Origin of the sequence: Agrobacterium sp. MCAB5 (genome assembly GCF_052114365.1) — a bacterium.
Lineage (GTDB): Bacteria > Pseudomonadota > Alphaproteobacteria > Rhizobiales > Rhizobiaceae > Agrobacterium > Agrobacterium tumefaciens.
Genome location: NZ_JBFREP010000002.1, coordinates 64,493 through 88,392, shown reverse-complemented (window position 1 = coordinate 88,392; position 23,900 = coordinate 64,493). Strand labels below are relative to the sequence as shown.

Annotated in this window: 26 protein-coding genes; 16 read left to right on the top strand and 10 right to left on the bottom strand. The window is 59.0% G+C overall.

What is annotated here, in order from left to right; all coding sequences use genetic code 11:
• Positions 1 to 81 precede the first annotated feature (81 nt).
• Positions 82 to 780 (bottom strand): CPBP family intramembrane glutamic endopeptidase, encoded by a 699-nt coding sequence (locus AB4Z23_RS05195; RefSeq protein ID WP_236759152.1) that lies wholly within the window; start codon positions 778 to 780, stop codon positions 82 to 84.
• A gap of 332 nt (positions 781 to 1,112) precedes the next feature.
• On the opposite strand from AB4Z23_RS05195, the gene AB4Z23_RS05190 reads away from it, so the two are divergent.
• The 6 genes from AB4Z23_RS05190 to AB4Z23_RS05165 all read left to right on the top strand — a co-directional run bounded on the left by AB4Z23_RS05190 (position 1,113) and on the right by AB4Z23_RS05165 (position 7,398).
• The gene (locus tag AB4Z23_RS05190; protein WP_441360016.1) at positions 1,113 to 2,345 is read left to right on the top strand and encodes an ABC transporter substrate-binding protein; all 1,233 of its coding nucleotides are present in this window, start codon (positions 1,113 to 1,115) and stop codon (positions 2,343 to 2,345) included.
• A gap of 141 nt (positions 2,346 to 2,486) precedes the next feature.
• Positions 2,487 to 3,389, top strand: a complete 903-nt coding sequence (locus tag AB4Z23_RS05185) for a carbohydrate ABC transporter permease (protein ID WP_003510951.1) — start codon at positions 2,487 to 2,489, stop codon at positions 3,387 to 3,389.
• The gene (locus AB4Z23_RS05180) at positions 3,382 to 4,323 is read left to right on the top strand and encodes a carbohydrate ABC transporter permease (protein WP_003510950.1); all 942 of its coding nucleotides are present in this window, start codon (positions 3,382 to 3,384) and stop codon (positions 4,321 to 4,323) included. The genes AB4Z23_RS05185 and AB4Z23_RS05180 overlap by 8 nt, the downstream gene beginning before the upstream one ends.
• A 5-nt stretch (positions 4,324 to 4,328) precedes the next feature.
• Positions 4,329 to 5,417 carry an ABC transporter ATP-binding protein gene (locus AB4Z23_RS05175; RefSeq protein ID WP_003510949.1) on the top strand — a complete coding sequence of 363 codons (1,089 nt, stop codon included), beginning with the start codon at positions 4,329 to 4,331 and terminating at the stop codon, positions 5,415 to 5,417.
• 60 nt (positions 5,418 to 5,477) lie between these two features.
• Positions 5,478 to 6,242 (top strand): sugar phosphate isomerase/epimerase family protein, encoded by a 765-nt coding sequence (locus AB4Z23_RS05170; protein WP_013761597.1) that lies wholly within the window; start codon positions 5,478 to 5,480, stop codon positions 6,240 to 6,242.
• A gap of 22 nt (positions 6,243 to 6,264) precedes the next feature.
• Complete coding sequence (locus AB4Z23_RS05165) at positions 6,265 to 7,398, top strand: Gfo/Idh/MocA family protein (protein WP_113291568.1); 1,134 nt, start codon at positions 6,265 to 6,267, stop codon at positions 7,396 to 7,398.
• Positions 7,399 to 7,647: 249 nt separating this feature from the next.
• On the opposite strand, the gene AB4Z23_RS05160 is transcribed toward AB4Z23_RS05165, so the two are convergent.
• Positions 7,648 to 7,785 (bottom strand): hypothetical protein, encoded by a 138-nt coding sequence (locus tag AB4Z23_RS05160; protein ID WP_174060881.1) that lies wholly within the window; start codon positions 7,783 to 7,785, stop codon positions 7,648 to 7,650.
• Between the two features lie 225 nt (positions 7,786 to 8,010).
• On the opposite strand from AB4Z23_RS05160, the gene queC reads away from it, so the two are divergent.
• From queC to queE, 3 genes are read left to right on the top strand one after another with little or no spacing between them, the layout of a single operon-like run.
• Positions 8,011 to 8,721: a 7-cyano-7-deazaguanine synthase QueC gene (gene queC / locus AB4Z23_RS05155; protein ID WP_112192075.1), complete on the top strand. Its 711-nt coding sequence runs from the start codon at positions 8,011 to 8,013 to the stop codon at positions 8,719 to 8,721.
• Positions 8,721 to 9,077, top strand: coding sequence for a 6-carboxytetrahydropterin synthase QueD (queD, locus tag AB4Z23_RS05150; protein WP_003510937.1), 357 nt, complete (start codon positions 8,721 to 8,723; stop codon positions 9,075 to 9,077). Before queC ends, queD begins: the two co-directional genes overlap by 1 nt.
• Positions 9,074 to 9,829 (top strand): 7-carboxy-7-deazaguanine synthase QueE, encoded by a 756-nt coding sequence (gene queE / locus AB4Z23_RS05145; protein ID WP_112192074.1) that lies wholly within the window; start codon positions 9,074 to 9,076, stop codon positions 9,827 to 9,829. The genes queD and queE overlap by 4 nt, the downstream gene beginning before the upstream one ends.
• A gap of 102 nt (positions 9,830 to 9,931) precedes the next feature.
• On the opposite strand, the gene AB4Z23_RS05140 is transcribed toward queE, so the two are convergent.
• The 6 genes from AB4Z23_RS05140 to AB4Z23_RS05115 all read right to left on the bottom strand — a co-directional run bounded on the left by AB4Z23_RS05140 (position 9,932) and on the right by AB4Z23_RS05115 (position 16,003).
• Entirely contained in the window at positions 9,932 to 10,981 is a 1,050-nt protein-coding gene (locus tag AB4Z23_RS05140) for a Gfo/Idh/MocA family protein (protein WP_003510934.1), read from the bottom strand.
• 6 nt (positions 10,982 to 10,987) lie between these two features.
• Complete coding sequence (locus AB4Z23_RS05135) at positions 10,988 to 11,773, bottom strand: ThuA domain-containing protein (RefSeq protein ID WP_003510932.1); 786 nt, start codon at positions 11,771 to 11,773, stop codon at positions 10,988 to 10,990.
• 56 nt (positions 11,774 to 11,829) lie between these two features.
• Positions 11,830 to 12,858, bottom strand: coding sequence for an ABC transporter ATP-binding protein (locus AB4Z23_RS05130; protein ID WP_013761592.1), 1,029 nt, complete (start codon positions 12,856 to 12,858; stop codon positions 11,830 to 11,832).
• Between the two features lie 10 nt (positions 12,859 to 12,868).
• Positions 12,869 to 13,702, bottom strand: a complete 834-nt coding sequence (locus AB4Z23_RS05125) for a carbohydrate ABC transporter permease (protein ID WP_112192073.1) — start codon at positions 13,700 to 13,702, stop codon at positions 12,869 to 12,871.
• Positions 13,699 to 14,673, bottom strand: coding sequence for a carbohydrate ABC transporter permease (locus tag AB4Z23_RS05120; protein ID WP_003510926.1), 975 nt, complete (start codon positions 14,671 to 14,673; stop codon positions 13,699 to 13,701). Before AB4Z23_RS05120 ends, AB4Z23_RS05125 begins: the two co-directional genes overlap by 4 nt.
• 64 nt (positions 14,674 to 14,737) lie before the next feature.
• Positions 14,738 to 16,003 (bottom strand): ABC transporter substrate-binding protein, encoded by a 1,266-nt coding sequence (locus tag AB4Z23_RS05115; RefSeq protein ID WP_113291567.1) that lies wholly within the window; start codon positions 16,001 to 16,003, stop codon positions 14,738 to 14,740.
• Positions 16,004 to 16,271: 268 nt separating this feature from the next.
• Between AB4Z23_RS05115 and AB4Z23_RS05110 the strand changes: the two genes are divergently transcribed.
• The 3 genes from AB4Z23_RS05110 to AB4Z23_RS05100 all read left to right on the top strand — a co-directional run bounded on the left by AB4Z23_RS05110 (position 16,272) and on the right by AB4Z23_RS05100 (position 18,046).
• The gene (locus tag AB4Z23_RS05110) at positions 16,272 to 17,285 is read left to right on the top strand and encodes a substrate-binding domain-containing protein (RefSeq protein ID WP_003510924.1); all 1,014 of its coding nucleotides are present in this window, start codon (positions 16,272 to 16,274) and stop codon (positions 17,283 to 17,285) included.
• A 173-nt stretch (positions 17,286 to 17,458) separates the two neighbouring features.
• A complete protein-coding gene (locus AB4Z23_RS05105; RefSeq protein WP_003510923.1) occupies positions 17,459 to 17,656 on the top strand; it encodes a hypothetical protein in 198 nt (65 codons plus the stop codon).
• 231 nt (positions 17,657 to 17,887) lie between these two features.
• Entirely contained in the window at positions 17,888 to 18,046 is a 159-nt protein-coding gene (locus AB4Z23_RS05100; RefSeq protein WP_112192072.1) for a hypothetical protein, read from the top strand.
• Between the two features lie 3 nt (positions 18,047 to 18,049).
• Here the strand turns inward: AB4Z23_RS05100 and AB4Z23_RS05095 are convergent, their stop codons facing one another.
• A complete protein-coding gene (locus AB4Z23_RS05095) occupies positions 18,050 to 18,625 on the bottom strand; it encodes a DNA-3-methyladenine glycosylase (protein WP_112192102.1) in 576 nt (191 codons plus the stop codon).
• Positions 18,626 to 18,722: 97 nt separating this feature from the next.
• On the opposite strand from AB4Z23_RS05095, the gene AB4Z23_RS05090 reads away from it, so the two are divergent.
• The 4 genes from AB4Z23_RS05090 to AB4Z23_RS05075 all read left to right on the top strand — a co-directional run bounded on the left by AB4Z23_RS05090 (position 18,723) and on the right by AB4Z23_RS05075 (position 21,905).
• On the top strand, positions 18,723 to 19,106 hold the full coding sequence (locus AB4Z23_RS05090; RefSeq protein ID WP_162685974.1) for a hypothetical protein: 384 nt from the start codon (positions 18,723 to 18,725) through the stop codon (positions 19,104 to 19,106).
• On the top strand, positions 19,103 to 19,888 hold the full coding sequence (locus AB4Z23_RS05085; protein ID WP_112192071.1) for an SDR family oxidoreductase: 786 nt from the start codon (positions 19,103 to 19,105) through the stop codon (positions 19,886 to 19,888). Before AB4Z23_RS05090 ends, AB4Z23_RS05085 begins: the two co-directional genes overlap by 4 nt.
• A gap of 156 nt (positions 19,889 to 20,044) precedes the next feature.
• Entirely contained in the window at positions 20,045 to 21,100 is a 1,056-nt protein-coding gene (locus AB4Z23_RS05080) for a L,D-transpeptidase family protein (RefSeq protein WP_013761584.1), read from the top strand.
• A gap of 19 nt (positions 21,101 to 21,119) precedes the next feature.
• Complete coding sequence (locus AB4Z23_RS05075; protein WP_025595664.1) at positions 21,120 to 21,905, top strand: L,D-transpeptidase; 786 nt, start codon at positions 21,120 to 21,122, stop codon at positions 21,903 to 21,905.
• A gap of 110 nt (positions 21,906 to 22,015) precedes the next feature.
• Here the strand turns inward: AB4Z23_RS05075 and AB4Z23_RS05070 are convergent, their stop codons facing one another.
• Positions 22,016 to 23,836 (bottom strand): methyl-accepting chemotaxis protein, encoded by a 1,821-nt coding sequence (locus AB4Z23_RS05070; RefSeq protein ID WP_113291566.1) that lies wholly within the window; start codon positions 23,834 to 23,836, stop codon positions 22,016 to 22,018.
• Positions 23,837 to 23,900: the final 64 nt, after the last annotated feature.

Here is a 23,900-nt window from a genome sequence, read left to right as displayed (position 1 = left end):
CTGCCCGCACCGAAGCGGCATTTTATCCCGGCCGGCGAGGCCGGGATGATAAACCCCTGACTTATCTGTCGGTTCGACGGGTCAGGCGACAGTTGCATTCACGCAGTGGGCGAAAGCGTGGGAAAGCATCGCTGCTTCCAGCCCGCGACGCCAGAACAGCCACCCGAACATCAGTCCGGGGATAAAATTGCCGAGCATGACACAGACAATCAGCAATGGTTGCGGATGAACGGTAATGGCAAACAGAAAGGGCAGGTGGCCCAAGGCAAAAAGGGCCGCTGCGATGACAATGGCAGTCCACATCATGACCGGCTGGACTTGCCCCTTGCCCACTATTCGCCAGAGCGCCCATGCGAATAATGCCATCAAGCCCCATCGGGTCAGCAGCTCCTCCGTTATGCCGCCATAGAGAAGCCGGGTGACAAGTGGGACTTCAAACGCCGCCATTTTTTCCATGGTTGCCGTATCGGTGAAGGCAGGCAGGATCACAGACGAATAAGCGACCATCAACAGGCCGACGATAAGACCCGTCAGCAAAGCTGCTGGGGCTTGCCTGCGCAAGACTGGCCCGAACCCGGTTCCTTTCAGCCAGGCATCGATCAGCGGAGTGCCGAGCCCGAGTTTGCCGGCGAGCGCTTGACCCGTCGCCACCGCAGCAATGATCAGGACTGCCGGCTGGACGAGCATCACAACCCGTATCGTGAAAGAAAGATCCTGTCCCGACGCCAGTCGTTCGAACGGCGCGAGCAAAAGCGATAACACGCCCGCCAGACCGATCATCAAAAGAATGTGCCAACGTTTCACGATCGCTCACCTTATGTTTGCCCGTCCATGCGGGCTTGGCACTCTGTGCGCAGGAACCGACGCCAAAGTCGGGAGACTATGAAGATACTACGTTGCCTGCAGATTACCGGTGCGCAGTCTTTGTCGCGCCATTCGGCATCCTTTCAATTTCCCAATCTTCTTTCTCAACAAAATCTAGCCGTTCGGCACGTTTTGTATCGGCTCGAAACAGCGCGGCGAGCTGCGGCGAGATTCATTTTTAAGCGGTTGCCTAATCAAAAATCTTCGCTTACGTTCCAACTGCAACGTTTCAGTGAGGGAGGAGACTCATGCGAATGCGCTTTATTTCTGCGGCCTTTTTGGCCAGTGTTATGATTCCGGCGGGTGTCGCTGGGGCTACCGATCTTGAAGTTACCCATTGGTGGACATCGGGCGGTGAAGCCGCTGCCGTTGCCGAACTTGCCAAGGCTTTTGATGCCACAGGCAACAAGTGGGTAGACGGCGCTATTGCCGGTTCGGGCGGCACCGCCCGTCCGATCATGATCAGCCGTATCACCGGCGGCGACCCGATGGGTGCCACCCAGTTCAACCATGGCAGACAGGCGGAAGAGCTGGTGCAGGCCGGCCTGATGCGCGACCTGACCGACGTTGCCGAAAAGGGCAAGTGGAAAGACGTCATAAAGCCGGCAAGCCTGCTCGACAGCTGCACCATCGACGGCAAGATCTATTGCGCGCCGGTCAACATCCATTCCTGGCAATGGCTGTGGCTTTCCAACGAAGCGTTCAAGAAAGCGGGCGTCGAAGTTCCCAAGAACTGGACTGAATTTGCTGCCGCAGCACCGGCACTGAAAAAAGCCGGTATCCAGCCGCTCGCGCTCGGCGGTCAGGCATGGCAGGCCAATGGCCTGTTCGACACGTTGACGCTTTCGATCGGCGGCAAGGATCTTTATCAGAAGGTCTATGGCGACAAGGATGCCGAAGCTGCGGCCGGTCCCGACATGGCCAAGATTTTTGCGGCCGCCGTCGAGGCCCGCGACATGGCCAAGGGCACCAATGTTCAGGACTGGAACCAGGCCACCAACATGGTCATAACAGGCAAGGCTGGCGGCCAGATCATGGGTGACTGGGCGCAGGGCGAGTTCCAGCTTGCCAACCAGAAGGCGGGTACCGACTACACTTGCCTGCCGGGTCTCGGCCTTAACGACTATCTCACCACCGGCGGCGACGCCTTTTATTTCCCGCTGCTGAAGGATGAAGCAAAGTCCAAGGCGCAGGACGTTCTGGCTGTAACCATCGTCGATCCTAAAACGCAGGTGGCTTTCAACCTTAAGAAAGGCTCGCTGCCGATTCGTGGCGACGTCGACCTCAATGCGGCCAATGATTGCATGAAGAAGGGTCTGGAAATTCTGGCCAAGGGCAATGCGCTGACCAGCACAGACCAGCTGATTTCTGCTGATACGCAGAAGCAGAAAGAAGACCTGATGGCAGAGTTTTTTGCCAGCGCGATGACTGCAGAAGATGCACAGAAGCGCTTCGCCGGCATCATCGGTTCCGCTGACTAACCGCAACCTCTTGTGCGGCGGGTGGCATCCATCCGCCGCAAGCTCCCTGCGGGATGCGTAAACGCGCAAGCCCGGAGGATTGGGGCAAGGTCTTTGAGACCTTGCCTGGCTATCAACGGCAACGTTACAGGAGGGTCATCCATGGCGGGTCTAGCGCGCTCCGGCCGCCCCAACCAGCTTTTCCGCAATCTCAATTCGAAGATTGCTTCCATTCCCATGATATTGACCGCCGTCGTGATTTTTCTCGGCGGAACGGTCTGGACGGTGATTTATTCATTCACCAATTCCAAGCTTCTGCCACGTGCAAGCTTCATCGGTTTCGACCAGTATGAGCGGTTGTGGGCCGCGCCGCGCTGGATCATTTCCATCCAGAATCTGGCGATCTACGGCATTCTGTCGCTGATCTTCAGTCTGGTGATCGGCTTCGTGCTGGCGGCGCTGATGGATCAGAAGATCCGTTTCGAGAACACCTTCCGCACCATCTTCCTTTATCCCTTTGCTCTGTCGTTCATCGTAACCGGCCTTGTCTGGCAATGGCTGTTGAACCCGGAATTCGGCATTCAGTCCGTGGTCCGCTCGATGGGGTGGGAAAGCTTCACCTTCGATCCGCTTTATAATTCCGAGATCGTTATCTACGGAATCCTGATCGCGGCGCTCTGGCAGGGCACGGGGCTCGTCATGTGCCTGATGCTGGCCGGTCTTCGCGGCATAGACGAGGATATCTGGAAGGCGACGCGCGTCGACGGCATTCCGATGTGGAAGACCTATATCCTCATCATCATTCCCATGATGCGGCCGGTCTTCATCACCACGCTCGTCATTATCGCGAGCGGCATCGTCAAGGTGTACGATCTGGTGGTGGCGCAGACCAGTGGCGGACCGGGCATCGCATCCGAAGTGCCGGCGAAATATGTCTATGACTACATGTTCCAGGCGCAGAACCTGGGGCAGGGCTTTGCCGCCTCCACCATGATGCTCCTGACCGTCGCCATTATCGTCATTCCATGGGCGTACCTCGAATTCGGAGGCAAGAAACGTGGCTAATATCAGCACATTGAACACGGTCGCCGCCGCAACCGATGCGGTTGCCACGGACCTTTCCGGTCCCCGCGGCAAGAAGCCGAAAAAAACGTTTTCCCGCCGCAACATCATTCTCTATGGCACGCTGTTTGTCGCTGCCGCCTATTACCTGCTGCCGCTTTACGTGATGGTCGTCACCTCTCTGAAGGGCATGCCGGAAATACGGCTCGGCAACATTTTCGCGCCGCCGGTGGAAATCACCTTCGAACCCTGGGTGAAAGCCTGGGCGAATGCCTGCACCGGGCTGAACTGCGACGGGCTTTCACGCGGCTTCTGGAACTCGGTACGCATCCTCATACCGTCGGTCGTGATCTCGATCATCGTGGCTTCCGTCAGCGGTTACGCTATCGCGAACTGGAAGTTCAAGGGTTCGGAACTGTTCTTCTCGATCCTCATCATCGGCGCCTTCATCCCCTATCAGGTAATGATCTACCCGATCGTCATCGTGCTGCGCGAATTGGGCATTTATGGCACGCTGACCGGCCTCGTGATCGTGCACACGATTTTCGGCATGCCGATCCTGACGCTGCTCTTCCGCAACTATTTTGCGTCGCTGCCGGAGGAATTGTTCAAGGCGGCACGTATTGATGGAGCCAATTTCTGGCAGATCTATTTTCGCATCATGCTGCCCATGTCGCTGCCGATCTTTGTCGTGGCGATGATCCTGCAGGTCACCGGCATCTGGAACGACTTCCTGTTCGGTGTCGTGTTCACGCGGCCGGAATATTACCCGATGACGGTGCAGCTCAATAATATCGTCAACTCCGTGCAGGGCGTGAAGGAATACAACGTCAACATGGCTGCAACCCTTCTCACCGGGGCCGTGCCGTTGATCGTTTATTTCGTCTCCGGCAGGCTTTTCGTCCGTGGCATCGCCGCAGGCGCAGTAAAAGGTTGAGTTATATGAACAAAAGCGTTTCCATTCGCGATCTTTCCCTGTCCTTCGGTGCCGTTACCGTCCTGAAAGACCTCAATCTCGATATTTACGACGGCGAGTTCCTCGTGCTGCTCGGCTCTTCCGGCTGCGGCAAGTCGACACTTCTCAATTGCATCGCGGGCCTTCTGGAGCCAACCGACGGGCAAATCTTCATCAAGGACCGCAACGTTACCTGGGAGGAGCCGAAGGATCGTGGCATCGGCATGGTGTTCCAGTCCTATGCGCTCTATCCGCAGATGACGGTGGAGAAGAACCTCTCCTTCGGCCTTCAGGTCGCCAAGGTTCCGAAAGAGGAAATCGACCGGCGCGTCAAAAGGGCGGCGGGCATATTGCAGATCGAACCACTCCTGAAGCGCAAGCCCGCCGAGCTTTCCGGCGGCCAGCGCCAGCGCGTGGCGATCGGCCGGGCGCTGGTGCGCGATGTGGATGTGTTCCTGTTCGATGAACCGCTTTCCAACCTCGATGCCAAGCTGCGCTCGGAACTGCGCGTCGAGATCAAACGGCTGCACCAGGCGCTGAAAAACACCATGATCTACGTGACGCATGATCAGATCGAGGCGCTGACGCTGGCTGATCGTATCGCCATTATGAAAAGCGGCGTCATCCAGCAGCTTGCCGATCCCGTCACTATCTACAACAAGCCAAGGAACCTCTTCGTCGCGGGCTTCATCGGTTCGCCCTCGATGAATTTCCTGCGTGGCGAATTGATCGAGAAGGACGGCAAGGTGGTCTTCACCACCAACGGCGTCACCTTCTCACTGGATGGTTATCAGCCGGAGGCGCCGCTTGTCGCCGGTCGTGCCGTGGTTCTCGGTGTGCGTCCCGAACATGTGCGCGTCGATGCCGACATCGTCAGCGGCGAGGTGCATGAGGCGATCGTTGACATCGAGGAGCCGATGGGCGCCGACAATCTGATCTGGCTCAAACATGCCGGTCATACCCTGTCCGTGCGCGTTGGCGGCCACAGGCGGTTTGCGCCGGGCACCCGGGTTCGCCTCGGCCTAGACCTCACCATGGCCTCGCTGTTCGACGCACAGAGCGAAGAGCGGCTTTAGGAAGGGCCCCGTTTTACCCCCAACACCATCCCAAGCACCCACATCTCTATGGAGGAGATAATGACAGAACTCGGTTTCCAGCTTTACAGCGCCCGCAATTTCCAGCCGTTTTCCAATATTTTGAAGAAGCTTTCGGCGGCTGGTTACAAACAGGTCGAAGGTTACGGCGCCATGTACGCCTCGCTTGATGACGCCGGGCTGAACAGCTTGCGCTCCGAACTCGATGCCAATGGTCTTGCCATGCCGACCGGCCATTTCGGCCTCGACCTTCTCGAGGGTGATCCGAAAAAGGCTCTGAACATCGCCAAGGTTCTGGGCGTGGAAGCGATTTATTGCCCTTACCTGATGCCCGACCAGCGCCCGGCGGACGCGGCTGGTTGGTTCGCCTTCGGCAAGCGCCTGCAGGAAGCGGGTAAGCCATTCGTGGATGCCGGGCTGACCTTCGGCTGGCACAACCACGATTTCGAGTTCAAGGTGCTCCCGGACGGCTCCACCCCGCAGGAGCAGATTTTTGCCGGCGGACCGGACCTGAAATGGGAAGCGGATATCGCCTGGATTATCAGAGGCAATGCCGATCCGCTCGCCTGGATCGAAAGCTACGGCAAGCGCATTACCGCCGTGCACGTGAAGGACATCGCACCATCAGGCGAAAATACGGATGAGGACGGCTGGGCGGATGTCGGCCACGGCACGGTGGACTGGAAGGCCCTCGTGGCAGCACTGAGGGCAAAATCCGCCACGAAACATTTCGTGGTCGAACACGACAATCCCAAGGATATCGATCGGCTGATCACTCGCTCCATCGCATCCTTCAAAACCTATTGAGCATCAATCCGGAGTTTTCATCATGCAAAGGGAACTGGGCGTCGGCATCATCGGGTGCGGCAACATCTCGTCTGCTTACTTTTCGCTGGCACCGCTCTTCAAGGGCATCAAGGTGCTGGCCTGCGCCGACCTTAACCGCAATGCGGCGGAACTGAGGGCAGAAGAATTTGGTGTCACGGCGCAGTCGATCGAGGAACTCCTCGCCAACAAGGACATCGACGTGGTGGTGAACCTCACCATTCCCGCCGCGCATTTTCCCGTGTCGAAAGCGGCACTCGAGGCGGGTAAACACGTCTATTCGGAAAAGCCGCTGGTGCTTTCGCTGGAGGAAGGCGAGGAGTTGCGGCGCATCGCCCGCGAGAAGAACCTTTCCGTTGGCTGCGCGCCTGATACTTTCCTTGGCGGCGCGCATCAGCTTGCCCGGCAATATATCGACGAGGGCAAGGTAGGACGCATCACCTCCGGCACCTGCCATGTGATGAGCCCCGGCATGGAGATGTGGCACCCCAATCCGGGCTTCTTCTTCCTGAAGGGGGGCGGGCCGATCCTCGATCTTGGCCCCTATTATGTGGCGAACCTCATCAACCTCATCGGCCCGGTCAAGCGCGTTGGCGCACTGACATCAATGGCCAACCCCACCCGAACGGTGACCAGCCAGCCGCTGAACGGCGAGATCATCCCGGTTGAAACGCCTACCAACATCCATGCGCTTCTGGAATTCGTGAACGGAGCAACGATCACACTTTCGGCCAGCTGGGATGTGTGGTCGCATCGCCACGCCAATATGGAACTTTACGGTACGGAAGGATCGATCTACGTGCCGGACCCCAACTTCTTCGGCGGTGTGGTGGAGGCGAGCGGACGCGACAAAAATATCCAGCCGCTGGAAGACTGGGCGCATCCCTTCGGCATGGCCAACCAGGAAAGCCCGAATGGCCCGCGCGCCAATTATCGCACGGCAGGCCTGGCCGATATGGCGATTGCTATCCTTGAAGGCCGCGATGCCCGCTGCTCGCTGGATCGCTCCCTGCACGGTATAGACGTGATGACCTCCATCCTCAAATCCGGGGAAGAAGGCCGCTTCATCGAGATGACCACAACCTGCACGCAGCCGGCAGCACTTGGCATCGAGGAGGCGCAGGCGCTGCTGCGCTGAGCCCGGTTTATCGAAAAAAAGAGCCCGGCGCACTGCCGTTTTGCCGGGCTCCCACCGCTCCGCCGCATCATGGCGAGCTTCGTGTCTCAAAAGCCAATGAAAAAACCAAGCCATCGTGCGACGGTCGTGACCATCCAGATCAGGAAAACGAACGGGGCGATCCCTATCGTGGCGACGAGCGTCGCGGAGGCCACGAAAAGTAAGACTGCAAGATTGCGCCTGAGCCCTGGGCGCCTGTTGCCGAGTGCCTTATCCATGACGCACGGTGGCCATCAGCCCACGAATGGTAAGGGTGACATAAAGCGTGCCTGCCAACGCCATCAAAATGCCAGAGCCGATGGAGCTGAGATCGCTTAGCGAAAAGAGGAACATAGAACCGGACGTCATCGGCAACACCCTTCAAGAACTGCAACGTTTAATCCGTTCTAGATCAAGCCGGTTTCCCGCTTATGTCGCGATTGTTTCGTCTTGTTGCTGCGGCGGGGCAATTTCGTGGATTGCGTGGAATTTCCGCTATTTCCGCAAAGCCCTTCACAATCGCTTCGCTTTGGTTTAAAGCCGCCCCCGTAATCCGGTCGCAGCCCACCCGGTCAAAACAAGGGATCCCAACGTATGAAAACCATCGTCATCTGCTCCGGCGGATTGGACTCCGTTTCGCTTGCGCACAAAATCGCGGCGGAACATGAACTTCTCGCTCTTGTCTCCTTCGATTACGGCCAGCGCCACAAGAAGGAGCTGGATTTCGCAGCCGACTGCGCAAAACGTCTCGGCGTGCCGCATCATGTCATCGACATCACAACCATCGGCGCGCACCTCACCGGTTCCGCGCTGACGGACGATATCGAAGTGCCGGACGGACATTATGCGGAAGAGACCATGCGCTCCACGGTGGTGCCGAACCGCAACGCCATCATGCTGACCATCGCCTTCGGCCTTGCCGCCGCCCAGCAGGCGGATGCGGTGGCGATCGCCGTGCATGGCGGCGACCATTTTATCTATCCCGATTGCCGGCCGGGCTTCATCGACAGCTTTAATGCCATGCAGGCGCATGCGCTGGAAGGCTACGCAGACGTCACCTTGTTTGCGCCCTATGTCACCGTCTCCAAAGCGGCGATTGTGACTGACGCGGTGAAATACGGCACCCCATTTGGCGAAACCTGGTCCTGTTACAAGGGCGGCTCTCGCCATTGTGGACGTTGCGGCACCTGCGTGGAGCGGCGCGAGGCCTTCCATCTGGCAGGTGTTACCGATCCGACGGACTATGAGGACCCGGATTTCTGGGTGGCGGCCACCCATGCTTATACGGCACAGGAGGTGCGTTGATGTTTCGCATCACCAAGGAGTTCCATTTCTCCGCCTCTCACCAACTGAAAAGCCTGCCCGCCGACCATCAGTGCGCCCGCCTGCACGGGCATAATTACATCGTTGAGGTCGAACTATCAGGCGAAGAGCTGAACGAGCACGGTTTCGTGCGTGATTACCACGAACTCGCGCCGCTGAAGCGCTACATCGACGATCATTTCGATCATCGCCACCTGAACGACGTTCTCGGCCATGACCGGGTCACCGCGGAATGTCTGGCGAAGCACTTTTACGATTGGTGCAAGACGAGCCTGCCAGAGACCAGCGCCGTGCGAGTGAGCGAAACCGCCAAGACCTGGGCGGAATACCGGCCATGACGGCGGCTGCACAGAAAGTTGCAGCGAAGGAAACAGCGATCCGCATCAGCGAAATCTTCGGCCCGACCATTCAGGGCGAGGGTTTGCTGATTGGTCTGCCTACCGTTTTCGTTCGCACTGGCGGCTGCGATTACCGCTGCTCCTGGTGCGATACGCTGCATGCCGTCGACAGCGAGTATCGCGACACATGGAAACCGATGTCCGTCGAGGCGATCTGGCAGGAGGTGCGACGGCTTTCCGGCGGTGTGCCGCTGACGGTGTCGCTTTCGGGCGGCAATCCCGCCATCCAGCCCCTTGGGCAACTAATCGCGAAGGGGCAGGGCGAGGGCTATAGGTTCGCGCTGGAAACGCAGGGCAGCATCGCAAAAGACTGGTTTGGCGATCTCGATCATCTGGTGCTGAGCCCGAAGCCACCATCGAGCGGCATGGAAACCGACTGGCGGGCCTTTGAAGACTGTCTTGCCGCCGCCGGCGATGGACCGCAGGTGGCGCTGAAGATCGTGGTGTTTGACGATGCGGACTATGCTTATGCCAAGGCTGCATCAGCCCGTTTCCCGCATTTGCCGATTTACCTCCAGCCCGGCAACCACACCCCGCCGCCGCCGGATGACGACGACGCGCGTGTGGATATCGATGGAATCATGGATCGCATGTTGTGGTTGGTGGACAAGGTCAGCGAAGACCGTTGGTTTTCCGCCCGGGTGCTACCGCAGTTGCATGTGCTCTTGTGGGGGAATAGGCGAGGCGTTTGAGGTAGTACCTCCGTCATGCAGCGCTAGATTCGGGGTGACGGGAGATAACGGTACACGCTGCAGTATTGGAAGCGGCGGCTTACGCCGCCGCGCCCTTGCAATTCAAGCAGAGACGGCCAGCTCCCGCCGTTCGCGGTCGGCGATGATCGAGAGATCAAGCACCTTCTGCAAATTCGCGGCGTGGCGGAAGTCCGGGTCAGCAATGCCGCCTTCCATGACGGCCTTGGCGAATTTTTCGTAATTCGTCGGCACCGGGTCGACATCGATTGTCTTCCAGATCGCCTTTTCCACATCGTCGCCGATGCAGGCTCGCAGGCTGGAATAGTCAGGCGTGTGGATCACCTCCAGCGCACCCTTGTCGCCGTGGATGCGCAGGCGCAGTTCGTTGAGATGGCCCGTTGCCCAGCGGCTGGCGTGAATGACGCCCATGGCGCCGTTTTCCAACTCGGCGGTCATGGTGAAGCTGTCATTGGCGTCGAGATCGTAGGCGCCGATCTTGTTGCCTTCATATTTGTCGAACGTCTTCAGGCGCGTGAAGATCCGCTCCACATCGCTGCCCGCGCCATAGGAGGCGAAGTCGAGAATGTGGATGCCGACATCACCCAGAACACCGTTTGAGCCGTGCTTGGTGGAAAGCCGCCAGAGCCACTTGCTCTCCGTCATCCAGTCTCCCCAGGCCTTGGAAACGAGCCAGCTCTGGAGATAGGAGGCTTCCAGATGGCGCACCTTGCCGATCTTGCCGGCCAGCACCATTTCGCGTGCCGCCTGCAAGGGGGCGACATTGCGATAAGTGAGGTTGACCATGGCAACAAGGCCTGCTTTTTCTGCGGCATCGGCCATTTCGGCGGCCTTGGCGTAGTTTTCCGCCAGCGGCTTTTCGCAGAAAACATGTTTGCCCGCCGCCAGAAGCTTGAGGCTGGTCGGGTGGTGGATGGCATCCGGCGTGACGTTTGCCGCCGCGTCGAACTCGCCCCAGGCAATCGCGTCATCCAGCGAGGTAAAGGAGAGTGGAATGTTGTGGCGAAGCGCAAAGCCCCGCACAACCACATCATCCACATCCACCGCAGCCACCAGTTCGACGCCGGGGATTTGCGAGAAATATGTGGCATGGTTGTTAGCCATGCCGCCGGTTCCGAGAATGAGAAGTCTCATGGCTGTTTACCTGTAACCTGCTTCGCCTGCCTTGTGCAGCTTGGGGCCGCGTTCTTCGATAGGCTCCAGCGCCTTGTCGACGGGAACGTTGGGGGCGTCATGAATGCTTTTCAGCGCGCCGACCGGATTATAGGCCCATTTCACCGAATTGCTGATGACCTTCTGTACATTGGCGTCGTGATAGGTCGGATAAGTCTCGTGACCGGGGCGGAAATAGAAGATGTTGCCTGCGCCACGGCGCCAGGTGAGGCCAGAACGGAAGACTTCGCCGCCCTGGAACCAAGAGATGAAGACGGTTTCCAGCGGCTCCGGCACAGAGAACTGCTCGCCATACATCTCTTCGTTTTCCAGCTCGAAATGCTCGGGCAGGCCGGCTGCGATCGGGTGGCGCGGATTGATCGTCCACAGGCGTTCGCGTTCGCCCGCCTCACGCCATTTAAGCGCGCAGGGCGTACCCATCAGTCGCTTGAAAGGCTTGGAGAAGTGGCCGGAATGCAGGACGATGAGGCCCATGCCTTCCCAGACACGCTTGGCAACGCGCTCGACGATTTCATCCTGAACCGCACCGTGGTCCTTGTGGCCCCACCAGACCAGAACGTCGGTCTTGTCCAGACGCTCCTGCGAAAGGCCGTGTTCCGGTTCCTGAAGCGTGGCGGTGGTGGCGCTGATCTCAGGGTTGGTATTCAGCGCATCGGCGATGGTGTTGTGCATACCATCAGGGTAGATCGAACGCACCGTCTCGTTGATGTGTTCGTGGATATTTTCGCCCCATACAACGGTGTTGATGGTCATTTTCTTGCTCCTTGGTGAAGGCCGGAAGCTTGGGTGATCCGGCGAAAGTTAACTGTTCAGGCGGCGCCGCGCACGGGATTGCGGGCAAGGGCCTGGCCCTGCGCGTCGAAGCGGTGGATCTGCGCCGCATCCGGCACGAGAACGATTTTTTCTCCCGGCTTGCGGTCGGTCACGCCTTCCTCACGAACGACGATGGGTTCGCCAGCACCAATCTCGACATAGATGTAGCTGTCCGATCCCAGCATTTCCGAATGGATGATTTCGCCGTTCCAGCCGGTCTCACCGGCACCGATCGCAAGGTGTTCGGGGCGGATGCCGATGGTCGCGGCACCTTCGACTTCCGCATATTTGCCGGCAAGGAAGTTCATCTTCGGCGAGCCGATGAAGCCGGCAACGAAGGTGTTGACCGGGCTTTCGTAAAGCTCGAGCGGCGTGCCGATCTGTTCGACGCGGCCATCGCGCAGAACGCAGATGCGGTCGGCAAGCGTCATGGCTTCCACCTGGTCGTGGGTGACGTAGATCATCGTCGTGTCATGCATCTCCCGGTGCAGCTTGGCGATTTCGAGACGGGTTGCGACGCGAAGCGCCGCATCGAGGTTGGAGAGCGGTTCGTCGAACAGGAACACTTTCGGATCACGCACGATGGCACGGCCGATGGCGACACGCTGGCGCTGGCCGCCGGAAAGCTGCTTCGGCAGACGTTCCAGATAGGGCGTGAGCTGCAGCATTTCCGCTGCCGCCTCTACACGCTTGCGGCGCTGCTCCTTGTCGGCGCCTGAGAGTTTCATGCCGAATGCCATGTTTTCGAATACGGTCATATGCGGATAAAGCGCATAGGACTGGAAGACCATGGCGACGCCACGCTTGGCGGGTGGCAGGCGGTTGACGGCTTCTCCGTCAAAGGAGAGCGTGCCGCCAGTGATTTCCTCGAGCCCGCAGATGAGGCGTAGCAGCGTGGACTTGCCGCAACCGGAAGGGCCGACGAAAACCATGAACTCGCCGGAGCGGATGTCCATGTCGATGCCCTTGATGACATCGAAGGCGCCAAAGGATTTGCGAAGATTGCGCAGTTGAATGGTGGTCATAAGTTTTCTCCTAGCCTTTGACGCCGCCGGCGGTGAGGCCGGAAATGATGCGTCGCTGGAAGATAAGAACGAGGACGACGAGCGGGGCGGTGACGATGACGGAGGCCGCCATGATCGTTCCCCAGGGGATTTCAAACTGCGAACCGCCCGAAAGAAGTGCGATGGCGACCGGCACCGTGCGCTGTTCGTTCGATGAGGTGAAGGTGAGCGCGAAGAGGAACTCGTTCCATGCCGCAATGAAGGCGAGGAGCCCTGTGGTGACGAGCGCCGGCCACATCAGCGGCATGAAGACCTGGGTGATGATGACCCATGGCGTTGCGCCATCGACGATTGCCGCTTCCTCGATTTCGATCGGCAGGTCGCGCATGAATGTCGTCAGCACCCAGACAGTGAAGGGCAGGGTGAAGATCATGTAGGAAAAGATCAGCGCGATCGGCGTGTTGAAGATGCCAGCCCAGCGGATAAGTTCAAACAGGCCGGCGAGAACGGCGATCTGTGGAAACATCGAGACCGAGAGGATGGTGAGCAGAAGCAGCGAGCGGCCCCGGAAACGGACACGGGCCAGGGCATAGGACGCCGTTACCGCAAGGAACAGCGACAGTACGACGACTGAAGATGCAACGAACAGCGAATTGCCGAGATTGCGCAGGAACGTGCCGTTGCCGATGACGAAGTTGTAATTGGTCAACGAGAATTCACGCGGCCAGTAATTCACCTGGAACAGCGCTGAGCCGGATTTCAGGCTGGTCAGTATCGCGTAATAGAACGGGAATACCGAAATCACCATGATGACGGCGACCAGCGCATAAAAGGCGGTGGTTTTCAGGATGCTTGGCAGGGTCATCGCGAAGCTCCATCTGTGTTGACGCGCCCGAGCCACATATAAACGACTGTTATCGAGGCGATGATGAGGAACAGCATGGTGGAAGCGGCTGCGCCATAGGCGAACTTGTCGAAATCGAACAGGTTCTCACGCGCCAGCACCGACATCGTGCGGGTCTGGGCGTTATTCGGCGTCAGAATGTAGATGAGGTCGAAGACGCGCATCGCATCCAGCATACGGAAGATGACGGCAACCATGAGCGCTGGCCGGATCATTGGCAGGGTGACGCGGAAGAACACCTTGACGGGGTGGATACCGTCCACCTTCGCCGCCTCATACATGTCCTTCGGCACCATTTGCAGGCCGGCGAGAATGAGCAGCGCCATGAAGGGCGTCGTCTTCCAGATATCAACAATAAGAACGGCGACCATTGCGGTGTCCGGATTGGCGGTCCATGCGATCTTGTGGGAGATCAGCCCGAGATTGAGGAACAGGTCGTTCAAGATACCGAACTGGTCGTTCAGCATCCACGCCCACATCTGCGCCGAAACGATGGTGGGAATGGCCCATGGAACGAGGATGGCGGCGCGCACGAGGCCGCGTCCCTTGAATTCCGCGTTCAGCACCAGCGCAACGATAAGGCCGAGAACGGTTTCGAAGCTGACCGAAAGGATGGTGAATTTCAGCGTGTTGAGAACCGCGCCCCACCAGGCGGGATCAGCCAACAGGCCGCGATAGATGGTGCGGCCGCTGCTGAGCGTGATCCAGGTGAGGTAGTTCTTGAAGCCAACGAATTGTGCGCCGTCGAGATTGGTCAGCGACGCGTCGGTGAGGCTGAACCAGACGGTGCGCACCAGCGGCCAGCCGGCCACCATCGCAAGTACCAGAAACGTGGGGGCAAGGAACAGCCATGCGGATTTCAGGCGTTCCGACTGAAGGTCGGAGCCGGTGCCGGATGCCGCGGCCGGTCTTTGAAGGGCGGTATCGTTCATGGGGATATCTCGCAGTTGGGGTGTGGGAAACGCTCAGGCGAGACCGCTTCCCACACGGGCCGGATTACCAGCCGTTGCCTTTGAGATCGGTCAATTCGACTTCAAGGAGCTCAAGGTTTTCCGCCGCCGTGCCGTTGCCGGAGAGCGTGGTGTGCACGGCACCCCAGAATTTGGCCGAAACCTCGTTGTATTTCACCTTCGCCGAGGCAGAGGGGCGTGGAACGGCGGTCTGGAAAATCGGCTTCCATGTCGGCATGAAAGGCTGTGCGTCCGCGACATCCTTGTCGTCGTAAAGCGAGGCGATCGTGGGCATGTTGGAAAGCTGGATCGCACGCATCTTCTGGGTATCCTTCGATGCGAGGAACTTCACGAGCTGGATGGCAGCTTCCTGATCGTCGGAATATTTCGAAACGGCGAGGTTCCAACCGCCGAGCGTTGAGGCGGGTGCCGCACCCTCTTCACCGGCCGGCAAGGGCGTGACGCCGAATTTGCCCTTGATGGCGCTGTCGGCACCGTTTCCAAGCGCATAGGCATAGGGCCAGTTGCGCATGAAGACAGAATTGCCGGTCTGCCAGACGCCGCGTGCTTCCTCTTCCTTGTAGGCAAGCACGCCCTGCGGCGCGATGGTGCCGACCCAGCCCTTGGCGGCTTCAATCGCGGCTGCGGCTTTCTCGTTGTTGATGGAGATGTCGCCGTTGGTCTCAACGATATGACCGCCACCGGCTGATGCAATCCATTCCAGCGCGTTGCAGGTCAGACCTTCATAGGCGCTGCCCTGGAAGACGAAGCCCCAGAGGTCCTTCTGCCCGCCTTCGCGTTCCTTGTCCTGAATTTCCTTGGCGGTCTCGCCCAGTTCCTTCCAGGTTTTCGGCGGCTGCTTGCCGTATTTTTCCAGAAGGTCCTTGCGGTAGAACAGAGCGGGCGCGTCGGTGAACATCGGCATCGCGACCAGCTTGCCGTCCACGGTCTGCGACGCCACGATGGAGGGGAAATGATCGCCGATGACGTCCTTGGTCGCTTCGGTCAAGTCCACGAATTGGTCGGAGAGCTGCGGCGCCCAGATCACGTCCGTCTGGTAGACGTCAACATCCTTGTTACCCGCGGCAAGCCATAGCCTGTACTGGCTGAACTGCTCACTGGACGATGACGGCATGGTGACGAGATTGACCTTGTGGCCGGTCTCTTTTTCGAAGGCGGCGATCCGCTCCTTGAAAAATGCAATGTTCTTGCCGGTCGAGTTGGCGGCGATGGAAAGTTCGGCCGCCTGCGCGGAAACTGCCGCAGACAGCACGCTGCCACACAGCAACAAAGTCTTCATGGAAATATTCATTGTCAAACTCCTCCGTTGACGCTTCCAATCATCCTCAAAATTGAAAGCGCTTTTGACTGATGTGAAGTTCGCAAAAGCCGACAAATCTGTCAATACTCTTTCTTATGGCGTGGAAATTGGGCATCTTCGCATGTTGCCACGGAGGGTTTGCCTTTCGAAACGGCGAACTGTAAGGTTTCAGGTGGGAATAAATTGAAAGCGATTTCAATTTTTGTCCGCTTGAAAAATCTGCGGCGGCGACGCATGCAGGAGCAAATTGGCAGAAAACATGAAGCTCAAGGAATTCGCAGAAAAGGTCGGGCTGTCGCCCACCACCGTCAGCCGTGCGCTTGGCGGCTATCCCGAGGTGCGTGAAGAGACGCGCCAGCGGGTGATGGATGCTGCGCTGAAATACGGCTACCGGCCCAATGCCAACGCGGTCAGGCTGGCAACAGGCAGGGCCGGCGCCATCGGTGTCGTGATGGGCCGTTCGGGCGGCGGGCATTTCTTTTCGGAATTCATGGGCGGCATGGCGACGCGGCTGGAAGGCGAAGAGACCGACATTCTCGTCAGCGTCACCGTCGACAATAACATTGAGGAAGAGCTCGCGATTTTCAGCCGGCTGGCGTCGAGCGGACGGGTGGATGGCATAATCGTGCATTCGCCGCGTCCGGAGGACGAGCGCATCGCGCTGCTCAATCGGCTGGGCGTGCCTTTCATCGTGCATGGCCGCTCGAAGACGGCGTTCGAGCACGCCTGGCTCGATATCGACAATCATGATGTGACGTATCGTCCGACAATCCATTTTCTGGAACGTGGCCACCGTCGCATCGCGATGATCAACGGCCCGACAGGCCGTACATTCGTGCAGGACCGCGAACAGGGTTTTCGTGATGCGCTCGCGACCCATGGCATCACGCCTGATCCGCGCCTCATGATGAGCGAGCATTTCAGCGAAGATGCCGCCTTCCGTTTCGCCCGCTCGCTGCTGGAGCAGACGCCGCGCCCGACCGCCTTCGTCGCCGGCGCGATGATGACGGCGCAGGGCGTCTATCGCGCGGCAACCCAACTGGGATTGGTGATCGGCAAGGACGTATCCGTCATCGCCCATGACGACGTGTTTCCTTACCTCACTCCGGAAAGCATGATGCCGCCGCTTTCCACCACCCGCTCGCCCATGCGCATGGCTGGCATGCGGGTTACGGACCTGCTTCTGCAGATCGTCGGCGGCCGTCCCGTCCGCGAGGTTCAGGAATTGTGGCCGGTCGAACTGATCTTGCGGGAATCGGTCGGTCCAGCCTGACCTCGTCGCCATAGCTCACTGATTCCATTCCATTTTGTGAACGTCAATTGATTGCCGTTCGTCTTTCATCGCCTATACGGCAGCGTCATCTCGTGTATAATCGAAGCTGCACAGGCCTTTTGGAACAGGACCTGGGCCAGCGCGTTGAGGGGACGTGTTGAAGGAGGTGACCGATGTTTGAATTTTTAAAGCCGCAACAACAGACTGTGATCGATGATGTGGAGGCAACCGGTACCTATGCCGATGCGCTGCTCAACGTACCCAGCCCGGAACTGACCCGTTCCACCGCTCGCGAACACGGCCATGAGGCCCACTCCCGCGACTATTGCGAAAACCGCGATATTTCCCGCAGCTCGCTGGGTTTCGCCTGACCACTCGCAAAAGCTTCCCAAAAAAACGGAACTGACCGGCGTTTTCCTGCGTTTGCCCTGTACAATCCGCAGGGCGGCGCAATGAAACCGAAGGGACCTGATCGGCATTTGACCGATGGGCGAATTGGGTGTTGCGCCGCCTGAGGAGGGGCCGCGCGCTCGCGTTGTCTCAGCAGATGAAAGCGCATTTCGATTCCGCATTGGACGAAGCGCTTATATCCAGGAGCTGCAATGCCAACTGTTCCCGTTGAACCCTATCCAGACCCGCCAATGCCGGTGCCGCCACAGCCGGATATACCGCCGGTCAAAGAGCCGGAGCCCGACAGGCTGCCGGACGAGGCGCCAAACCCCAATCCAGATGAAAACGACGGACCGCCCAAGGTCTTTTAGGTTTCAGGCTTGTTCGAATTTCCTGCTGAGGAAGGCCGAGCCTTCAAGCCCGAAGCGCCAAGGATAGTCCTGCGCGCGGCTTATGCCGATGCGTCTGCCGGTGGTAACGGCAGCGGCGTCCTTTGGCAGACGTAGGAAAAACGGCGGGCGGTCCAGCGGTGCTCCGTCCATTTCTCCGGTAATGGCCAAGGCCTGACAAAGCCTGCCGGGGCCGGAACATAACAGTTTCAGTTTGTCAGTTCCTCGCCGCAGTTTCATCATGTCTATGCCGGTGAGGGGTTCGATGGCGCGCAGAAGCACGGCGGAGCCCGGAGCGCATACGAAGTTTGCGCACCAGTGAATGCCGTAGGACCGGTAGACATAGAGACGGCCGGCCGGGCCGAACATCGCCTTGGTGCGCGGGGTCTGCCCATTGAAACTATGGGATGCCGGATCATCAGGATGATAGGCTTCGGTTTCCACGATAATGCCGCCGGTATTGCCAACGCGGAATTCCACGCCGATGAGGGCGCGGGCAACGTCAACGGGATCGCGCTGAAAGAAGCGCTCCTGCATTTCCGGGCCCAAGGCCTGATCCATCTGGAACCCCTTCTGCTCTGCCATCGTTGTGAATTCAGGTTTCAGTGTGTTGTCGCATCGGATTACGCCGATGCTTTTTCAAATCGGAGGGCATGTCATGCAACTTTCTACGACCTATGTAAAACGGGATAACGGAGTGATTTCCGTGGAATTTGTCGGCAGCGACGGCGATCAGGTCTCGGTCCGCCTTGCCGACGGTCTTGATGGCATCGACGATGCGGAGGCCATCAAACGCGCAAGCGCGGTGATGGTTCAACTGACGGCATTCGGAACGCGTCAAGGTGCCGATGCGCCGTCGCAGTTTTCCGCTCTCGGCACGGCGCAGGATCGAGTCCCGCACGGTCAGGCGAGCGCCCGCACATCGAAGGATCGCGACATTCTTGAAGAGGAACTGGAAGAGGGGCTGGAAGACAGTTTTCCGGCGAGCGACCCCGTCTCGGCAACGGTCACCTCGATCGCGTCGAGAAAAGGAGGGCTGTGACCTTGGCCAATGGTAAAGTCGCCCTCGTCACCGGCGCTGGCTCCGGCATTGGCCGGGCTGCTGCCCTTCATCTGGCTGCCGAAGGCTTTTCCGTAGGCCTTCTCGGCCGTACCGAATCTGAATTGCAGGCAGTGAAAAATGAGATTTCCGCCTTATCCGGCGCTTCTAAGGTCCTCGTCGCCGATGTGGCGGAAGAGGCAGCTATGCGACACTCCGTTGCAGAGCTTGTGGATGCTGTCGGCCGTCTGGATGTCGTGGTGGCCAATGCGGGCGTCAACGGCGTCTGGGCACCGATTGACGAGCTGACGCCTTCGGAGTGGGACGATACGATCCGCATCAACCTGCGAGGCACCTATCTCACTATCCATGCCAGTGTGCCGCATCTAAAGGCGGCAGGTGGCGGCTCCATCATCATCGTCTCTTCCATCAACGGCACACGCACTTTCAACTCGCCGGGCGCTACCGCCTATTCGGTGACGAAGGCCGGGCAGCTTGCCATGGCCCAGCAACTGGCGCTGGAGCTCGGGCGTCATCGCATCCGTGTCAACGCGGTGTGTCCGGGCGAAATTGAAACGGCGATTGACGAAAATACGGACATACGCGGGCGCGACAGGACCGAAGTGCCAGTCCGTTTCCCGGCGGGTGACATTCCGGTCACCGGCGGGGTTGCAGGGACGAGCGAGGATGTTGCTGCATTGATCGGTTTTCTGGCATCGGACCAGTCGCGCCATATCACCGGAACGCCGGTATGGATCGATGGCGGGCAGGGGCTTCTTCGGTAGCGGCAGTTCCATCACAGGCTTGTGTGCGTATGATTAACGAATGGGTAACGTCTGTTCACGAGACTTTGTCCTTGCGGGAGGTTGCCGCCATATGGCCACCTTCGCTAGTTAAGCCTCTGCCACAAAGGCGGGCAAATCGGGCGGGCAGAACGATCCATGGGTATGAATGCATTGCTGAACTTCGCAAGTGCGGGGCTGCGGCGCAGGGTAAAAGCGGGAATGAGAATAGCTGCGGTCGTCGCGATCGGCAGCGGTCTCGCCGCGTGCACCTCAATGGGTCTCGACAGCGTCAAAAAGGACCCGCCGAAGCTGTCATCCAAGATGATGGCGCAGATGTCTGCCAAGAGCATGCGCCCGGAAAGCCCGGTTCTCGTTCGCATTTTCAAGCAGGAAAGCGAGCTTGAGGTCTGGAAGATCGACAAGACCGGTAATTATGCGCTGCTCAAGACCTATCCCATGTGCCGCTGGTCCGGAAAACTTGGCCCGAAGACGAAGACGGGCGACCGGCAGGCGCCGGAAGGATTTTATCATGTCTCCGCAGGCATGCTGAACCCCAATTCGCAATATTACGTCTCCTTCAATCTCGGCTATCCCAACCGGCTGGAATCGGCGCTTGGTTACACCGGCGAAGCGTTGATGGTGCATGGCGCCTGTTCTTCGTCGGGCTGTTACGCGATGACCGATCAACAGGTCGGCGAGATTTATGCGGTCGTGGCGCGCGCACTGCAGGGCGGGCAGGACCGCTTTCAGGTTCAGGCCTATCCCTTCCGCATGAGCGCGCGGAACATGGTGGCGAATCGGGACGATCCCAATATGCCCTTCTGGAAGACGCTCAAGGAAGGCTATGACTATTTCGAGGTGACGCGCCGCCAGCCAAAGGTTTCCGTTTGCGGCCGGCGATACGTTTTTAACAGCGAATTTGCCGGCGGTGAGCCTGCCGATCCGCTGGCGGCCTGCCCACCTGCGATAAACCAGCCGGACCCCTTGGTGGCGTCGAAAATGGCCGAAGAGCAACAGAAATTTGCCGCCGCGATGAACGAGGGAACTTCTGCCCCGGTCAGCGCGTATGTAGACGGCGGCATGCACCCAAGCTTCCGTGCCATCCTGAAATCCAGTGGCGCAAAGGCCATGGCATCGCAGGTCTCCGGCACGAAGTACCCTATAAGCCGCCCCGAGGCGGCGCTGGCAGATCCCTTTGCCAGCGCAAGATGACGCAGATGAGGTTTTTCAATTGAACGACACGACAACGACCCGGCGAGGTTTCCTGCTTGGAGCGGGCGGATTAGCGCTGGCCGGCCTTGCAGGCTGTAACACCACCGCGCGTGAGGCCACACGGCCACCAGCCCCCGCCGACGACCCGATGTATGCCTTGATGTACGGTCCGAAGCCCGACGAGCAGTTTCCGTTGCCGGAAATTCCCTACAAGCGGATCCCGCGCCAGTTCCTGCGTCAAATGGTGGAAAATCCCACCGGTGAGCGTCCCGGCATCATTGTGGTCGATACCGCCAACCATTTCCTTTATCTCACCTACGAGAACAACCAGGCCATGCGTTATGGCGTCGGTCTCGGCCGCGCGGGCTTCGAATGGGCCGGACGCGGCGTTATCCAGTACAAGCGTCAATGGCCGCGCTGGACGCCGCCCGACGAGATGATTGCCCGCCAGCCTGAGCTGGAACCCTATAGCGGCCGCAATGGCGGCATGGAGCCGGGCCTCAAGAACCCGCTCGGTGCGCGTGCACTTTATATCTTCAAGGACGGCAAGGACACGATCTACCGTCTGCACGGCTCGCCGGAATGGTGGACGATCGGCAAGTCGGTTTCCTCCGGCTGCGTGCGTCTGCTGAACCAGGATATTGTCGACCTCTATAACCGTGTGCCTGATGGTACGCCGATTGTGGTGACGGCGCTCGGGCCGGCACAGCAGGGTGTTCCTATCGGGCAGGCGGGCGTGCCCGTGGCGCAGTATGGCGGCGGCGTGGTCGGCGACGGCCTGTCGCAACCAATGCAGACCTATTGATAGACAAAATTTCCAGCCGCCTGAGAGGGCGGCTGGAAATGGCTAATGAATGAAGGCGCAATCAAAGCGCTTCGATACTGCTGCTGCCGGCTCGATCTGCGGCAGCAACCTCAGGCAACGCGACGGGTAACGTCGCGGCTACCGGCACTTTCCATTTCCAGACGGAACCGCGATACAAGCGAGCGCAGCTTTGCCGTTTCGGCGGCGAGCATTGCAGAAGCCGCGGTGGACTGCTCCACCATGGCCGCATTTTGCTGGGTGGCGTGATCCATGGAGTTTACCGCCGCGTTGATTTCGGCAAGACCGGTCGATTGTTCGGTCGCCGATGTGGCGATGGCGTTCATATGGCGATCGATGCCGGCGATACGCTCGCCAATCTCCTTCAGCGCCGTGCCGGTGTCGAGAACCAGTTTCACGCCGCTTTCCACTTCCGTCGAGGATTGCCGGATATGATCGCGGATTTCGCCTGCGGCCTTTGCTGCGCGCTGGGCGAGATCGCGCACTTCCTGCGCCACTACCGCAAATCCCTTGCCGGCTTCACCGGCGCGTGCGGCTTCCACGCCTGCATTCAACGCCAGAAGATTTGTCTGGAAGGCGATCTCGTCTATGGCGCCGACGATGCCGGTGATCTGCCGGGACGAGGTTTCGATGCGGCGCATCGCCTCTTCCGCATGGCTGACAACCTCCACAGATTTCAGTGCGCTGTGGTTGGCATCGGTGGCGGCGAGCCGCGCTTCGGCGGCACGCTTGTTGGCGTTTGAAACATTGACCGTGATTTCATCGAGCGCTGCTGCGGTCTGTTCCAGAGACGCTGCCTGATTTTCCGTGCGGCGGGAAAGATCGCCGGCACCTGCGGCGATTTCCCGGCTGCTGCCGTCAATCGTGCTGATGCCATCGGAAATGGCGAACAGCGTTTCGCCGAGTTGACGCACTGAGCTGTTGAAATCGTGACGCAAGGCCTCGAATTGAGGGGCAAAGGCCTGATCGAGCTGAAAGGCCAGATCGCCCGATGCCAGCCGCTTCAGTCCTGTCGCAAGGCCGGAAGTGGCGATGCGCAGCCGCTCAGACGCATCGTCCTCCGCTTGCTGTCGCGCGGCCGCCTGATCGGCTTCTGCCTGCAGTCTGGCTGCTGCTGCCTGTTCTTCGAGCGCCCGATTGGCAATCGCCGCCTGCCGGAATATTTCGACCGCGCCGGACATGGAGCCGATCTCATCCTTCCGGTCCATGCCGGAAGGAGGCTGTGACGTGTCGCCGCTGGCAAGGATTTCCATCGTCTTCGACAGGCGCAGGATTGGACCCGTTACCGTTTTGCGGGTGAGGATAAAGAGGCCTACGCAGAAGAGTGTCGCCAGAACCAGCAGCCCTTCTAATACGAGCTCGATTACCGCCTTCGTCTCCTGGCTTTCCGCGACAGTTGCTTCGGAAAGCGCGTCGATCTGTTCGCTCGCCGTTTCCATCGCGGTTTCGAGAGTGGTGAACTGGCGCATGAAGTCCGGAATCATTTTTGTCGCCGCGCCCGGATCGGCGTTGACGAGGCCAACCACCGTTTTGGCGCTTTCAAGATAGGACTGAAGCGGTTTTTCAACGCTCTCGATAACGGCTTTGGCGTTCGTACCTTCGGTAAGCGCCTTGTTTAGCTTCAATGCTTCAAGGAAAGTGGCTTCATGTTCGGCAAGGTCGGCCTTTACCGCGTCGAACGACAGGCCCATCGTATCATTCGTGGAAAGAATGGCTGCCAGCACGTCTGAGCGCAGCGCATCGTGCATCATGTCGGCTCGCATATGATTGTGAAGTATCTCGGCGGACCGCGATACATCCGTACTATTGCGATTGAGCGTATGCGTCGCCCAGATACCGACCCCCGCCGCGCTTCCGGTGATGGAAAAGATTGCAATGCTTGCAAATATAATTTTTTTCTGAATCGACGCCATGAGGCCATTCCCGCTCGGTTGGTTATACTACGGGAAATTAATAGAATATGCTTAAGAAATGATC

Excerpts from the sequence above, each read along its gene's own strand:
- AB4Z23_RS05195 (WP_236759152.1), bottom strand. The coding sequence starts at position 780 with ATGATCGGTCTGGCGGGCGTGTTATCGCTTTTGCTCGCGCCGTTCGAA.
- AB4Z23_RS05190 (WP_441360016.1), top strand. The coding sequence starts at position 1,113 with ATGCGAATGCGCTTTATTTCTGCGGCCTTTTTGGCCAGTGTTATGATT.
- AB4Z23_RS05185 (WP_003510951.1), top strand. The coding sequence starts at position 2,487 with ATGGCGGGTCTAGCGCGCTCCGGCCGCCCCAACCAGCTTTTCCGCAAT.
- AB4Z23_RS05175 (WP_003510949.1), top strand. The coding sequence starts at position 4,329 with ATGAACAAAAGCGTTTCCATTCGCGATCTTTCCCTGTCCTTCGGTGCC.
- AB4Z23_RS05170 (WP_013761597.1), top strand. The coding sequence starts at position 5,478 with ATGACAGAACTCGGTTTCCAGCTTTACAGCGCCCGCAATTTCCAGCCG.
- AB4Z23_RS05165 (WP_113291568.1), top strand. The coding sequence starts at position 6,265 with ATGCAAAGGGAACTGGGCGTCGGCATCATCGGGTGCGGCAACATCTCG.
- AB4Z23_RS05160 (WP_174060881.1), bottom strand. The coding sequence starts at position 7,785 with ATGACGTCCGGTTCTATGTTCCTCTTTTCGCTAAGCGATCTCAGCTCC.
- queC (WP_112192075.1), top strand. The coding sequence starts at position 8,011 with ATGAAAACCATCGTCATCTGCTCCGGCGGATTGGACTCCGTTTCGCTT.
- queD (WP_003510937.1), top strand. The coding sequence starts at position 8,721 with ATGTTTCGCATCACCAAGGAGTTCCATTTCTCCGCCTCTCACCAACTG.
- queE (WP_112192074.1), top strand. The coding sequence starts at position 9,074 with ATGACGGCGGCTGCACAGAAAGTTGCAGCGAAGGAAACAGCGATCCGC.
- AB4Z23_RS05140 (WP_003510934.1), bottom strand. The coding sequence starts at position 10,981 with ATGAGACTTCTCATTCTCGGAACCGGCGGCATGGCTAACAACCATGCC.
- AB4Z23_RS05135 (WP_003510932.1), bottom strand. The coding sequence starts at position 11,773 with ATGACCATCAACACCGTTGTATGGGGCGAAAATATCCACGAACACATC.
- AB4Z23_RS05130 (WP_013761592.1), bottom strand. The coding sequence starts at position 12,858 with ATGACCACCATTCAACTGCGCAATCTTCGCAAATCCTTTGGCGCCTTC.
- AB4Z23_RS05125 (WP_112192073.1), bottom strand. The coding sequence starts at position 13,702 with ATGACCCTGCCAAGCATCCTGAAAACCACCGCCTTTTATGCGCTGGTC.
- AB4Z23_RS05120 (WP_003510926.1), bottom strand. The coding sequence starts at position 14,673 with ATGAACGATACCGCCCTTCAAAGACCGGCCGCGGCATCCGGCACCGGC.
- AB4Z23_RS05115 (WP_113291567.1), bottom strand. The coding sequence starts at position 16,003 with ATGAATATTTCCATGAAGACTTTGTTGCTGTGTGGCAGCGTGCTGTCT.
- AB4Z23_RS05110 (WP_003510924.1), top strand. The coding sequence starts at position 16,272 with ATGAAGCTCAAGGAATTCGCAGAAAAGGTCGGGCTGTCGCCCACCACC.
- AB4Z23_RS05105 (WP_003510923.1), top strand. The coding sequence starts at position 17,459 with ATGTTTGAATTTTTAAAGCCGCAACAACAGACTGTGATCGATGATGTG.
- AB4Z23_RS05100 (WP_112192072.1), top strand. The coding sequence starts at position 17,888 with ATGCCAACTGTTCCCGTTGAACCCTATCCAGACCCGCCAATGCCGGTG.
- AB4Z23_RS05095 (WP_112192102.1), bottom strand. The coding sequence starts at position 18,625 with ATGGATCAGGCCTTGGGCCCGGAAATGCAGGAGCGCTTCTTTCAGCGC.
- AB4Z23_RS05090 (WP_162685974.1), top strand. The coding sequence starts at position 18,723 with ATGCAACTTTCTACGACCTATGTAAAACGGGATAACGGAGTGATTTCC.
- AB4Z23_RS05080 (WP_013761584.1), top strand. The coding sequence starts at position 20,045 with ATGGGTATGAATGCATTGCTGAACTTCGCAAGTGCGGGGCTGCGGCGC.
- AB4Z23_RS05070 (WP_113291566.1), bottom strand. The coding sequence starts at position 23,836 with ATGGCGTCGATTCAGAAAAAAATTATATTTGCAAGCATTGCAATCTTT.